The 12,823-nt window shown below is 63.3% G+C and carries 15 protein-coding genes; 5 read left to right on the forward strand and 10 right to left on the reverse strand.

Annotated features, from left to right (window positions below; translation table 11 throughout):
• Positions 1-218: 218 nt before the first annotated feature.
• Both NP945_RS08990 and NP945_RS08995 read right to left on the reverse strand, forming a co-directional pair.
• Positions 219-1,382 (reverse strand): alpha/beta hydrolase, encoded by a 1,164-nt coding sequence (locus NP945_RS08990; RefSeq protein WP_256746159.1) that lies wholly within the window; start codon positions 1,380-1,382, stop codon positions 219-221.
• Between the two features lie 143 nt (positions 1,383-1,525).
• The gene (locus NP945_RS08995) at positions 1,526-2,599 is read right to left on the reverse strand and encodes an alpha/beta hydrolase (RefSeq protein WP_127332086.1); all 1,074 of its coding nucleotides are present in this window, start codon (positions 2,597-2,599) and stop codon (positions 1,526-1,528) included.
• Positions 2,600-3,063: 464 nt separating this feature from the next.
• On the opposite strand from NP945_RS08995, the gene ilvA reads away from it, so the two are divergent.
• Positions 3,064-4,320, forward strand: coding sequence for a threonine ammonia-lyase IlvA (gene ilvA / locus NP945_RS09000; RefSeq protein WP_256746160.1), 1,257 nt, complete (start codon positions 3,064-3,066; stop codon positions 4,318-4,320).
• Positions 4,317-4,883 carry a DUF1697 domain-containing protein gene (locus tag NP945_RS09005; RefSeq protein ID WP_127271772.1) on the forward strand — a complete coding sequence of 189 codons (567 nt, stop codon included), beginning with the start codon at positions 4,317-4,319 and terminating at the stop codon, positions 4,881-4,883. Before ilvA ends, NP945_RS09005 begins: the two co-directional genes overlap by 4 nt.
• Positions 4,884-4,888: 5 nt before the next feature.
• Here NP945_RS09005 and NP945_RS09010 read toward each other — a convergent pair whose 3' ends face one another.
• A complete protein-coding gene (locus tag NP945_RS09010) occupies positions 4,889-5,182 on the reverse strand; it encodes a DUF2218 domain-containing protein (protein ID WP_127415469.1) in 294 nt (97 codons plus the stop codon).
• Between the two features lie 145 nt (positions 5,183-5,327).
• Positions 5,328-5,768: a lactoylglutathione lyase gene (gloA, locus tag NP945_RS09015; RefSeq protein WP_127271577.1), complete on the reverse strand. Its 441-nt coding sequence runs from the start codon at positions 5,766-5,768 to the stop codon at positions 5,328-5,330.
• Between the two features lie 217 nt (positions 5,769-5,985).
• On the opposite strand from gloA, the gene NP945_RS09020 reads away from it, so the two are divergent.
• Genes NP945_RS09020 through NP945_RS09030 form a run of 3 tightly spaced genes read left to right on the forward strand, consistent with a single transcriptional unit; the run spans position 5,986 to position 7,955 of the window.
• Positions 5,986-6,582, forward strand: coding sequence for a cold-shock protein (locus NP945_RS09020; protein ID WP_032901396.1), 597 nt, complete (start codon positions 5,986-5,988; stop codon positions 6,580-6,582).
• Between the two features lie 24 nt (positions 6,583-6,606).
• Entirely contained in the window at positions 6,607-7,167 is a 561-nt protein-coding gene (locus tag NP945_RS09025; RefSeq protein ID WP_256746161.1) for a DUF192 domain-containing protein, read from the forward strand.
• A 20-nt stretch (positions 7,168-7,187) separates the two neighbouring features.
• Positions 7,188-7,955 carry an alpha/beta fold hydrolase gene (locus tag NP945_RS09030; RefSeq protein ID WP_256746162.1) on the forward strand — a complete coding sequence of 256 codons (768 nt, stop codon included), beginning with the start codon at positions 7,188-7,190 and terminating at the stop codon, positions 7,953-7,955.
• Between the two features lie 38 nt (positions 7,956-7,993).
• On the opposite strand, the gene speB is transcribed toward NP945_RS09030, so the two are convergent.
• The 6 genes from speB to NP945_RS09060 are packed head-to-tail and all read right to left on the reverse strand — an operon-like array spanning position 7,994 to position 12,771.
• On the reverse strand, positions 7,994-8,959 hold the full coding sequence (gene speB, locus NP945_RS09035; RefSeq protein WP_256746163.1) for an agmatinase: 966 nt from the start codon (positions 8,957-8,959) through the stop codon (positions 7,994-7,996).
• A 12-nt stretch (positions 8,960-8,971) separates the two neighbouring features.
• On the reverse strand, positions 8,972-9,742 hold the full coding sequence (locus NP945_RS09040; protein ID WP_127396855.1) for a creatininase: 771 nt from the start codon (positions 9,740-9,742) through the stop codon (positions 8,972-8,974).
• Positions 9,743-9,754: 12 nt separating this feature from the next.
• Complete coding sequence (locus tag NP945_RS09045; protein ID WP_256746164.1) at positions 9,755-10,462, reverse strand: SDR family NAD(P)-dependent oxidoreductase; 708 nt, start codon at positions 10,460-10,462, stop codon at positions 9,755-9,757.
• A complete protein-coding gene (locus NP945_RS09050; protein ID WP_256746165.1) occupies positions 10,456-11,211 on the reverse strand; it encodes an SDR family NAD(P)-dependent oxidoreductase in 756 nt (251 codons plus the stop codon). Before NP945_RS09050 ends, NP945_RS09045 begins: the two co-directional genes overlap by 7 nt.
• On the reverse strand, positions 11,208-11,978 hold the full coding sequence (locus tag NP945_RS09055; protein WP_127396858.1) for an ABC transporter ATP-binding protein: 771 nt from the start codon (positions 11,976-11,978) through the stop codon (positions 11,208-11,210). The genes NP945_RS09050 and NP945_RS09055 overlap by 4 nt, the downstream gene beginning before the upstream one ends.
• A gap of 10 nt (positions 11,979-11,988) precedes the next feature.
• A complete protein-coding gene (locus NP945_RS09060) occupies positions 11,989-12,771 on the reverse strand; it encodes an ABC transporter permease (protein ID WP_236383447.1) in 783 nt (260 codons plus the stop codon).
• Positions 12,772-12,823 lie beyond the last annotated feature (52 nt).

The following is a 12,823-nucleotide window of genomic DNA, read 5'->3' on the forward strand; positions in this document are numbered from 1 at the left end:
TCATCCATGATGCCAGTCTCTCGCCAAACCATCGCCGGTCCTCCCGGCGGACAAGAAAACTGTCACCCATGCTATCGGTCCATTCTGTTACCTATCTATCCGGTTCGGACAATAGCGCCCCTCTCCCCGTCACTATACGGGGAGAGGATGCCGGCAGGCAGGTGAGGGGCAGCGCCGACTTCGACACCTGATGGTCTCCACCAGGAAGCTGCCCCCGGCTACCCGCCGGTGGCGATGGTCAGCACCTTGAACGGCGTGGTGATGACGATTTCCGCGACCGAGCCGACGGCCTTGCCCAGGCCCTGACCGAGATTGTTGAGCTGAGTCGGGACGGGCTCGTCCGAGGCAAGGCCGGCAGGCGCCCGCAGCCGATCGCCCAGCAGTTGCACCAGCATTGGGTTGTCGGCGAATTTGGCGTGGTTGAGGCGGTCACCGCCCTTGGCCTGGGAAAGGTCGACCACCGACACGCCATAGCTGGCGAGGTCGGCCGCATCGCCGTAATCGCCGACGCGCGGCTTATCGCCCGAGATCAGGGAGGACAGCTTGAGAGCCCGGTCATCCGCCGAGAGCAGGATGGCGAATGGCTTGTCGGGTTTGCCGTAACGGATCATCTGTTTCTTGAACACGTCGACATCGATGTCGGGCGAGGCCAGGATGACGTAACCGAGTTTGTCGTCGAGATCGCGATCGCCGGTGATGGCAAGCTGGCGCAGAGCCTCCATGGTCACCCAGGTCCCCATCGAATGGGCGATGATGTCGATGCTCTTGACCTTGGTCTTGGCCAGCATCCTGAGCGTCGCCTCGAGGTCGTCGCGCGCTGCGTTGGCGCTTTCCTTGTCGTAGATGTAACCCGTGGTCTTGCCGCTCGAAGCCCATGAGAACAGCACCGGCGTGCCGGGATATTTCGTGTCGTGCGCGATCTGCGTCAGCCGGTAGATGCCGTCATCGAAGCCGTTGTTGAAGCCGTGCACGAAAACCAGCGCACGGTCGCCGCGCATGGCGATGTCGGCGCCGACCGCCTTGGCGAACTGCGGCGCGCCTTCATAGAAGGTGACGTCCTTGGCGGTGAAATCCTTGGCCGGGTTGCTGTTTGCCGATCCCTTGGCCCGCTCGATGGCGCCGACCTGATGGTTTTTCGGGACGGTGACGTCGACACGGGCAAAGCTGGTGGTCAGCGAGCGATCGCCGTCGAACACCTGTCGCGGGTCCTTGATTGCCCTCTGGCGGGTGGTGGCGACGAAGATTTCATGCGTGGCCGCGATGTCGGAAGCGGGCACCGTGACCGTCGTCTTGTTGAGCAGGTCGTGCGTTTTGCCGCCGGCGCAGCCGGTGACAGCGAGCGCCAATGCAACGACGAGGTAGCTCTTCGAACGCATGGTCATACGCCGGCTCCCGCCAAGGGGGACGTCAAACGCGTGACGTCGCTGGCTATTCCGATAAGGCCAGAGACCGGCGCGGTCCAGTTCAAAGTGTATCCACACGTCCGCGATGCCGGGCAGGCACGGCGAAAACCGCGGGACCGCACCTATTGGCCAAGCAGGCTGATGCGGTCTGTCACGTCACGGTCGCTGGCAAAGCCGTCATCCTCGCGCAGCCGCTGGCCGATCATCTTCACCAGCGTCGGATTGTCGGCGAACTTCGTATGGTTGAAGCTGTCCGATCCCTTGACCTTGGACAGGTCGACGACCGACACGCCATAGGAGGCGAGATCGGCGGCATCCTTGTAGTCGCCGACGCGCGGCCGGGATCCGGCGATCAGGCCGGAGAGCCGCAGCGCGCGGTCGTCGTCCGACAACAGCAGGATGAACGGCTTGTCGGGCTTGCCATAGCGCCGCATCTGGCTCTTGAACACGTCGACATCGATGTCGGGCGAAGCCAGCACCACGTCGCCGAGCTTGCCGCCGAGATCGCGGTCGCCGGTGATGGCCATCTGCCGCAGCGTTTCCATGGTGACCCAGGTTCCGAGCGAATGCGCGACGATGTCGATGCGCCGCGCGCCGGACTGCTCCAGCATCCTGAGCGTCACCTCCAACTGGTCGCGGGCAGCGCTGGCGCTTTCCTTGTCATAGACGTAGTCGGTGGTCCTGGCACCCGATGCCCAGGAAAACAGCACGGGCGTGCCGGGATAGCCGGAATCATGGACGATCTGGGTGAGGCGATAGACGGCGGCATCGAAGCCGGTGTTGTAGCCATGCACGAAGACCATGACGCGGCCGCCACGCGCCGCGATGTCGGCATTGAGCGCGCTGGAGAATTTCGGCTGCGTGTCGTAGCCGACGACCTCGGAAGCCATGAAATATTTGGCCGGGTCATCCGACTTGCCGCGCGAGCGGCGCTCGATCTGGCCGGTCTTGTGAAGCCCCGGAACGGTGACGTTGACGCGGGCATAGTTCAGCGTCGCCGAGCGTTCGCCGTCGAAAACCTTGTTGGGATCGTCGGACTTCTTGCGCGTCGTGGCGATGAAGATCGAGTGGTTGCCGGCGATCTCCGTCACCGGCGCGGACACCATGGCGCTGCCCAGCAATTCCTGTGTTTGCTGGCCGGCGCAGCCGGCGACGAACAAGGCCAGGAGAACGGTGAAAATCTTCTTCAAAGGCACGCCTGAATTTCCAACTCCGGCCGAAAGGCCTGTCTATCCTCACGATACCTCCCGGACAGGCAGAGTGCGGCAGAACTAAGTCATGTCCAGTCGAAATGTGATCGGCGCGCCGCTGCGGCCATCGCAGTGTTGCGCGAATGCCAAAATGGCGGGAAACGCCTGCGTGATCCGCGCAATGAGCGGCGTCGCCGCCGGCTCTCCAATTCCCGCAGAGATAGCGGTTTCAAGCCGCCCGGTGCCAGGGGCATGAGAATGTACCCACAAGTAGCTGAAAATATTCCGCAAAATTTCCGCTCGGAACGACGCACATGATGGACGATGGCGCCACGTAGCCGGATATGCAATAGGCTGGCTCGCGCCGCACCTGTCCCGGCGCTCAACAACCGAACGTGTGCGACCCGATCAATGATAGAGGTCCGCGGACAGCGTGCGACACAAGGTGGCTTTCCCAAGGGTGGTTTCCGATGAACAGTTTTTCTTCCCGCGTTGCTGCCGCTGCCGCCGCGATCCGCCAGATCTTCCCTGAAACGCCGCTGCAGGAAAACGATTATCTGTCGAAAAAGACCGGCGCGCGGGTGCTGTTGAAGCGCGAGGACCTGTCGCCGGTCCGCTCCTACAAGATCCGCGGCGCCTTCAATTTCTTCCGCAAGACACTGGCGGCCGGCAACGAGGCTGAACTGTTCGTCTGCGCGTCCGCCGGCAACCACGCGCAGGGTTTTGCTTTCGTCTGCCGCCATTTCGGCAGGCGAGGCGTCGTGTTCATGCCGGTGACGACGCCGCAGCAGAAGATCGACAAGACCAAGCTGTTCGGCGGCGATTTCATCGAGATCAGGCTGGTCGGCGATTTCTTCGACGACTGCTATCGCGCGGCCCTGGAATTCACTGACAGTTCCGGCGCCCATATGGTGCCGCCCTTCGATCACAAGGACATTATCGAGGGCCAGGCAACCGTCGCCTACGAGATCGCGGACCAGATGTCGGGCGCCCGCATGCCCGATATCGTCATGCTGCCGGTCGGCGGTGGCGGACTTGCCGCGGGCGTCACCCATTATTTCGCCGATCAGGGCAGGGAAGCACGCTTCGTCTTCTGCGAACCGGCAGGGGCACCGAGCCTGCGCGAAAGCCTTGCGGCGGGAAAACGGCTCAAACTCGCCAAGGTCGACAATTTCGTCGATGGCGCCGCGGTGGCCGAGATCGGCCGCGAGCCGTTGCGTCATCTCAAGGATTTTCCGGCCGAAACGGTGCGGCTGATCCCGGAAAACCGGCTCTGCGCCACCATGATCGAAATGCTCAACGTCGAAGGCGTCGTGCTGGAGCCGGCTGGCGCGCTGGCGATCGATGCGCTCAAGGATTTCTCCAAGAAGGAGATCAGGGGCAAGACCATCGTTGCCGTGGTTTCGGGCGGCAATTTCGATTTCGAGCGGCTGCCGGACGTCAAGGAACGGGCGCTGCGCTTCGAGGGGCTGAAGAAATACTTCATCATCCGCTTTCCGCAGCGGCCCGGCGCGCTGCGAGACTTCCTCGAACTGCTCGGGCCCGACGACGACATCGCCCGTTTCGAATATCTGAAGAAATCGGCGCGCAATTTCGGTTCGGTGCTGATCGGCATCGAAACCAAGGACCGCCGCAATTTCGATCTGCTCAAGGCGAAGTTCGAGGCCGAGGGCGTCCAGTATCAGGACATCACCGACAACGAGACATTGGCCGGTTTCATCATATGAGCGGCAAGGAGGCAGGAAAAATCTTCGTCGCGCTGTTTTCCGGCATCAATGTCGGCGGCAACCGCATCGTCAAAATGGCGGAGCTGCGGTCGTTCTTCGAGGATCTCGGCTTTTCCGATGTCGCCACCTACGTGCAGAGCGGCAATGCCGTGTTCCGGGCGAAGAAGGGCGACGCGGCCGCGCTGACGAAACAGATCGAAGCAGCCTTCGAGAAGAAATGGGGTTTTTATTCGCGCATCATGGTGCGCGATCTCTCATGGTTCGAGCGGCTGGTGAACGAAAACCCTTACCCGGAAGTTGCCGGGGACCATACCAAGCTGCATGCCTATGTGCTGGAGCGCGAGCCGACAGCGGACGAGGTGGCGCGACTGACCGAAAAGTGCACCGGCCCCGAACGCTTCGAGATCAAGGGCGATGTGCTCTACTTGCACGCGCCGGACGGGCTGGGCAAATCGGTGTTTGCCGGGCTGATCCCGCGCACGCTGAAAGTCCCGGGCACCGCACGCAACTGGCGCTCCGTGCAGGCGCTGCTGGAGATGGCTGCTCAGACCGGTGGGAAGTAGGCGGCCTATGCCGCCGGTGCTGGTTTCCAGTCGAAGGTCAGTTCTTCGCGGAAAGCAAAGCGCTTGATGTGATCGGCGACAACGCTTTCCAGGCGCTCGATCGATCCCGCTTCGTCGGTCGACACCGTGATATGCAGTGTCGCCGCATCGGCATCCATGACGGTACGGCCCATTGAGAGATCGATGGTGCCGTGGGTGGGATCGAACTCGACCGGGAATTTGTGCGCCCAGTGCTTGCACAGCTGCTGCAGGTAGCGGCTGGCATGTTCGGTGGCGACGTCGGCATGGCTGGTCGGCATGAATTCTCCTGGGCAAGCGCCTGTTGCATGGCTGGGCGCCGGCCCAAGCCTGGCGCCTCAGCCAGACAGATAGGCGCCGCCCCTGAAAAACCAAACGGTACCGGGCCGTCAGCCTGGTATTGTCCGCTCAAGACAGCGTGATCGGCTACCAGCTTCCGGTGTTCGCCATCGAAGCCCAGGGCTCCGCCTTGGCCTTGGCCGGGCCTTTCTGCAGAAGCTCGATCGAGATGCCGTCCGGCGACTTGACGAAAGCCATGTTGCCGTCGCGCGGCGGCCGGTTGATGATGACGCCATTGTCCATCAGATGCTGGCAGGTGGCGTAGATGTCGTCGACCTCATAAGCGAGGTGGCCGAAATTGCGTCCGCCCTTGTAGTCTTCCGGATCCCAATTGTAGGTCAGTTCGATCAGCGGTGCCTTGTCGGCGATGCCGCTTTGCTCGTCTTCGGAGGCCGCGAGGAAGATCAGCGTGAAGCGGCCTTGCTCGTTTTCGTAGCGGCGCACTTCCTTGAGGCCGAGCTTGTTGCAGTAGAAGTCGAGCGAGGCATCGACGTCGGTGACGCGGATCATGGTGTGCAGATAGCGCATGTGATTTCCTCGATAAATTGCGTTGCGGCGCAACATAGGGTCGGCCCTGTCAAAGGGCAATCGTGCGGCGGTGCGCAATGCCGGCAAAGAACAAATCCGGTATTGCCCAAATGAACCGTGAAAAAAGGCACGGCAGGTCTTGCACAGACCGGAAGCCGCAGTGTTAATCTGTTGGCAAGAATCAGTTGCGGTGTTCTTGAAAAAAGGGGGCATTCTTATGGGGGAAAAGGCCTCTTTGACGGGGCGGGACGGACCCCTCGGCGACGCCTTGCAGCGTGACGAAGGCGGCGATGCCGCGGACTTGCTCGAAATAGCCGGCGCCATCAAGTGGTTCGATGTGGCCAAGGGCTATGGTTTCATTTTGCCGGATGACGGCATTTCCGGCGATATCCTCCTCCATGTGACATGTCTTCGAAGGGATGGCTTTCAGACGGCCCTGGAGGGCGCACGCGTGGTCTGCCTCGTCAAACATGGCGACCGCGGATTGCAGGCCTTCCGGGTGCTCTCTATGGACGTCACCACCGCGGTCCACCCGGCCGAGATGCAGGAGCAGCGCACCCATGTCGCGGTGACGCCGGAGAGCGGTCTCGAACGCGCCCTGGTGAAATGGTTCAACCGCACCAAGGGGTTTGGTTTTCTCACCCGCGGCGAGGGCACCGAGGACATCTTCGTCCATATGGAGACCTTGCGCCGCTACGGTATCACCGAGCTTCGGCCCGGACAGGTCGTGCTGGTTCGTTTCGGGCGCGGCGACAAAGGCCTTATGGCCGCCGAAATTCACCCCGATATGGGGACCTTGCCGGTCTCGCACTAAGGCGTTTCCGGCCGAGGATCTCGAATGGCTTACAGGAACTGGCTGACCGCGGGCGCGATGTGCGCGATTGCCTTCATCGCCGCCGCCGGTGGTTACTTCTATTCCGAAAAGCCGACCTCGGCGGACAGCCGGGCGATGATCCTTCCGGCCGATCCGGCGCCATTGGTCGTGGTGACGAAAGGCGGTGATCGCTCTTTTTCCATCGAAGTCGCCGACACCGCCGCGGAGCGCGAGGCCGGCTTGATGTACCGCCAGGACATGGCGGACAACCACGGCATGCTGTTCGTCTTCGAGGTCCAGCAGCAGGTCGGCTTCTGGATGCACAACACGCCAATGCCGCTCGATCTGATTTTCGTCGGCCAGGATGGCAAGATCCGGGCGATCAAGCACGGCGAGCCGCAATCCGACGCCGTCATTTCGCCCGGCGTACCGGTGCGCTTCGTGCTCGAGCTCAAGGCCGGCACTGCCGCCAGGAACGGCATCGAGTATGGCGACCTGTTGCGTCATCCGGCCGTGGGCACGGTATCCGGCCCCGGCATGCCACCAGCCGACAATGGCGATGCACCCAATGGCGGTGGCGGTTGAGCACACAGGCGGGATCGCAGATGCAGTCTTTCACCCATGACGGCTTCGAGCTTGCCTTCCTCGACCGTCAGCCGGCATCCGGCGAGGGCGATCCGGTGCTGATGATCCATGGCTTCGCCTCGAGCCATTATGTCAACTGGGTGTCGCCCGGCTGGTTCAAGACGCTGAACGATGCCGGTTACCGCGCTATCGCCTTCGACAATCGCGGCCACGGTTCGTCGTCGAAGAGCTATGAGGAGGCCGACTACACGCCGGTCAAGATGGCTTCCGATGCCGCTGCCTTGCTCCGCCATCTCGGCATCGAGCGCGCCCATGTCATGGGTTATTCGATGGGCGCTCGCATCGCGGCGTTCATGGCGCTGTCCGATCCGGACAAGGTGGCGACGCTGGTCTTCGGCGGTCTCGGCATCGGCATGGTCGACGGTGTCGGCGATTGGGATCCGATCGCCGCCGCCCTGCTTGCCGATGATCCGGCCGCCACCAGCCATCCGCGCGGCCGGTCGTTTCGCGCCTTCGCCGACCAGACCCGCAGCGATCGCCGGGCCTTGGCCGCTTGCATCGCCAAATCGCGCGAATTGCTGAGCGAGCAGGATATCGCCCGCATCGCCCAGCCGACGCTGGTCGCCGTCGGAACGACCGACGACATTGGCGGCTCGCCCGATGAGCTTGCAGCGTTGATGCCGAACGCCAGCGCCTTTCACATCGAGGGCCGGGACCATATGCTGGCCGTCGGGGACAAGACCTTCAAGCAGCGCGTGCTGGAGTTCTATGCCGAGAATCCGCTTTGAGCGGACGGCGATGCATCAGGCGGATTTGATGCTTGTGCTCAGTCCGGCGCTCTCGCTGCTTGAACCGACTTCGCCATCACGCACAGCAGCTCGAACATCATCGTCGCGCCGGCGAGCGCCGTCATTCCGCCCAGGTCGAAAGGCGGCGCCACCTCGACGACGTCGGCACCGACAATGGTCAATCCGTCGAGCAGGCGGACCATTTCCTGGGCCTCGCGGGTGGTGAAGCCGCCTAGCTCGGGCGTTCCGGTCCCAGGCGCCATCGACGGGTCGATGCAGTCGATGTCGAAGGTCACATAGATGGGCGTATCGCCGACGATGCCGCGCGCCTCTTCCATGACGCTGGCCGCGCCCCGCCTGACGAACTCCTCCATGTAGATGATGCGAATGCCTTGGGCGATCGCCCAGTCATGTTCGCCGGGTTCGTATATCGAGCCGCGGATGCCGATCTGGACGATGCGCTTCGGATCGAGCAGTCCTTCTTCGATGGCGCGGCGGAAGGGCGTGCCATGCGTATAGGGATTGTCGCCGAAATAACGGTCGTTGGTGTCTGAATGCGCGTCGAAATGGATCATGCCCACGGGCGCCTTGCGGGCCACGGCGCGCAGCACCGGCAACGTCGTCAGATGATCGCCGCCCGCTGCAAGCGGAATGGCGCCCGCCGTGACGATCGCCGCGATGCCGTCCTCGATGCGCTTCAGCCCGTCCAGGAGGTTGATTGGATTGACCGAGAGATCGCCGACATCGGCGACATTGGCGATGCTGAACGGCTCCGTTCCCGAGACGTGATGGGCGCGCCGCATCAGGCTCGACTGGTTGCGGATCTCGCGCGGGCCGTGCCGTGCGCCGGCCCGATTGGTGGTGCCGCCGTCCCACGGAATGCCGACGAGCGCGATGTCGAGCCCTTCCGCGCTTGCCACGGCCGGCAGTCTCATGAAGGTCGAAAGTCCGGCGAAGCGAGGAACGGCGGAAGCGTCGATCGGCTGGAAGAAATTGCTGCTCATGGTGTCGGCACCTCAGAAGAATTCACGTTTGACGATTTCCGCAATGCGGGTCTCGCAGTCGTCGAGCAGCCACCGGCCCTTTTCGGCTGATGAGCCCTCGGTCAGCGACAGCACGCCGGATGGCGGCACTTCCTCGGCTGGCTTGGGATAGCGATCATATGGCCTGAACTGCGCCGGGCCGTCATGCAGTGCCTTGCCGAGATCGACGAACTCGGGACGCAGCGCCAGCATCATCGAGGTCTCGATGACGCTCGCATGTTCCAGCTCGATGCCGGGATAACCATCGGGGAACACTTTTGCCAGCGTCTCTGTGCGCACCATTTCCCAATGATCGATGCGCAGGATCGTCAGATCCGCCGCACGCTCGCGGCCGATGGCATCGAGCGCCAGTTCGATGCCTTCGATCGACGGGCCGATGTTCTCGTAGTGGCCGTTGAGGACAACGATGCGCCGGACCTTCTGGCGATAGAGATCGCAGATCACATCCTTGACCAGCAGCGAAAACGTGTGCGCCGTGATGTTGATCGTGCCGGGGAAGGCCGGGCCGCCGCCTGTTCTCGGCTGCGAACGGTTGCCGTAGGCAATGGTCGGCGCGACGAGGCCGCCGACCTGCTTCGCCACTGTCTCGGCGATGGCGGTGGGAAGCACGACATCGACATTCATCGCCATGTGGTGGCCATGCTGTTCGGTCGAGCCGAGCGGCAGGAAGATGGGAGCGCCGGCGGCGATCCGCTTCTCGGCTTCGGGCCATGGCAGTTCAGCGAGGAAAACTCGGTCTTTCATGATCATCTCGTTTCAAAGCATCGCCGCGCCACCATTGGCGCCCAGGCATTGTCCAGTGAAGAAGGTGGCGCCGGGGCCGGCAAGGAAGACCACCGCGGAGGCGATTTCATCCGGCCGGCCGATCCGCCCCAGCGGGTGTGTCGTTTCAAGCGCGCGCTGGCTCTCGCTCAGCGCCTCGAAACCGAGAAGCGGCGTGTCGGTTGGTCCCGGCGCCACGGCGTTGACCAGTATGCGAGGCGCAAGTTCGCGCGCCCAGGAGCGGGTCAGGCCGAGCAATGCTGCCTTGGTCGCGCAATAGACCGAGGCGCTCGCCCGGCCGAGATAGGCGAGCTCGGAGGCGATGTTGATGATGCGGCCGCCATCGGGAAGGTACGGCAGGACTTCCCGCGACACGATGATGGCGCCGCGCACATTGACGGCAAACATGCGGTCGACATGGTCGAGCGAAATCGCGCCAAGCGGTGCTTCCTGCAGGATGCCGGCATTGTTGATCAGGATGTCATAGCCGCCGATCCGTTCCGCTCCTTGCCTGACCGCGGCAATAATGTCGGCCTCATTGGCAAGGTCGCAGGCAAGGATCGGGATATCGCCTTCGGATGCCTTGAGATCGAAGCCGAGAACCGTGGCTCCGGCGTCCCGCAAGGCGAGCGCGGTAGCGCGGCCGATGCCGCTGGCCGCACCGGTGATCAGCGCGCGTTTTCCGTGCAGCGGGGTTACCAAGGCACTTCTCCCCTGTCGACGCCGAGCGACTGCCCGGTGATGTTGGCCGCGAGATCCGACGCCAGGAACAGGTAGGTGCCGGCCATGTCGGCCGGCTCCATCAGGCCGGGCAGGGCTTGCGCGCCGACGATGTCTTCGAGCAGTGCTGCTTCACTGACGCCGCCTTGCTCGGCCATGCGGCCAAGCGAGCGCATCGATGCTTCCGTGCGGACCCATCCCGGACAGACCGCATTGACGCGGATGCCCCTCGATCCAAGTTCCTTGGCCCAGGTTTTCGTCAGCCCGATGATGGCGTGCTTGGAGGCGACATAGGCGCCGAACCGCGCTTCGGCGACGCGGCCCCAGATCGATGCGGTGTTGATGATCGAAGCGCCGGCCTGCATGCGCGGCAAGGCGCGCGCGGTGACAAGCGCCGTGCCGATGACGTTGATCTCGATGATGCGCCGGAAGGCGGCTTCGGCCTCGTCGCTGCTGTCAGTGATCGGCGTCATCAGCTCGAGGCCGGCATTGTTGATGAGCACGTCGATCCGGGAGATCGGTTCGAGGGCCGCGCCGACCGCCTCGCGGTCGGCGATGTCGGCCTCCGTGCCTGTGGCGCCCAAGTCGTGGGCCCGTTCGTGCACGGCCGCGTCGTTGGCAATGAGGTGCAGGCTGGCGCCGGCCTGGGCGAAGCCCTTGGCGATGCCGAGCCCGATGCCTCGGCTCGCTCCGGTGATCACGACCGTCTTTCCGGAAAAGGAGAGGCTCATACGACCACTCCGGTTTCGTTGCGGATCAGATGCAGGACCTTGTTGCGCAGCTCGAAGAATTTCTGGGTTTCGCGAATCTCCAGCGGCCGGTCCGGGCCAAGCTCTGCCGCCACGTCGATATCGGCGACGATCGAGGCTGGACGGCGCGAGAACAGGATGATCCGGTCGGCGAGAAATACGGCTTCTTCGACGTCGTGGGTGACGAAGATGATGGTCTTTTCCTCGCGGATCTGGATCTGCCGCAGCTCGACCTGAAGCCGCTCGCGCGTCAGCGCGTCGAGCGCGCCGAAGGGCTCGTCCATCAACAGCACGTCCGAACCCGCGGCGAGCGTGCGGGCTATGGCCACGCGCTGGCGCATGCCTCCCGAGATACGGTTTGGATAGGAGTCGGCAAAGTCGGCGAGCCCGAACAGCTTGAGATAGTGGCTGATACGCTCGGCTCTTTCGGTGGCACCGAGGTCCTTCCTGTAGCGCATGCCGAAGGCGATGTTGTTTTTGACCGTCAACCAGGGAAACGACGAATAGGACTGGAACACCATGCCGCGCCGACGGTCCGGCCTGACGACCTTTTCCCCACCGAGCAGGATCGAGCCCGAACTCGGTTCGTCGAGGCCGCCGACCATGCGCATCAGGGTGGTCTTGCCGCAGCCCGAGGGGCCGAGGAAGACGACCAGCGAATTGCGGTCGAGGCCAAGGCTGGTGTTTCGCACGACATCGACGGGGCCAAAGGACTTGGCCGTGTCGACGAATTGAACATATCCGGTCATGTCATGCTCCTCACAGATACCGGAACAGCCGGCGGTGAAGCAGGCGCAAAAGCTGGTCGGTGACAAGGCCGATCAAGCCGATGACGACGACGCCGGCCATGACCTCGGGCGTCTTGACGAAGCGCCGGGCCGTCCAGATCACATAGCCGATGCCGGAATCGGCGGCGACGATCTCGGCGATGATCAGATAGGTCCAGCACCAGCCGAGCGTGATGCGCAGATTGTCGAGCAACGTCGGGCCCATCCAGCGCAGGGCGACGTCGACCATGACCTGCCTCGAATTGGCACCGACGGTGCGGGCGACCTCGACGAACTCCTGCGGCACGCGCCGCATGTCGTCGGCGACGAGCAGCACGAGCTGGAAGAACGTCCCCAGCCAGAGCAGGAAGATCTTGGTCTCCTCGCCGACGCCGAACCAGATGATCGACAGCGGCACGAGTGCGGGGACCGGCAGGTAGCGGATGAAATCGATCATCGGCTCGAGGGCGGCGCCGACGATCCGGTAGCTGCTCATCATGATGCCGATCGGGATCGCCATGACGGCGGCCAGCAGGAAGGCAATCCAGACACGGGTGGTCGAAACCGCGACGTGCCACAGCAGGTTCTGCTCGGTCAGCATCGTCCACAGGGCAATGACGACGCGGCTCGGCGAGGGCAGGAACTGCGGCGCAATGATGCCCGCGCGCGCCGCCAGCTCCCACAGGGCAACGACGAGCACAGCCGCGGCGACACTGACGGCAAACTCCAGCATCGGCGATGCGCGACCGCGGAAGACAAACAGGCTGCTGAACAAATCATTATCCCCGGATGATCGAAAGAACGGCCGTCACCGGCGCGAGCCGGAA

It is taken from the genome of Mesorhizobium sp. LMG17149 (assembly GCF_024518695.1).
In the GTDB taxonomy this organism is placed as follows: domain Bacteria; phylum Pseudomonadota; class Alphaproteobacteria; order Rhizobiales; family Rhizobiaceae; genus Mesorhizobium.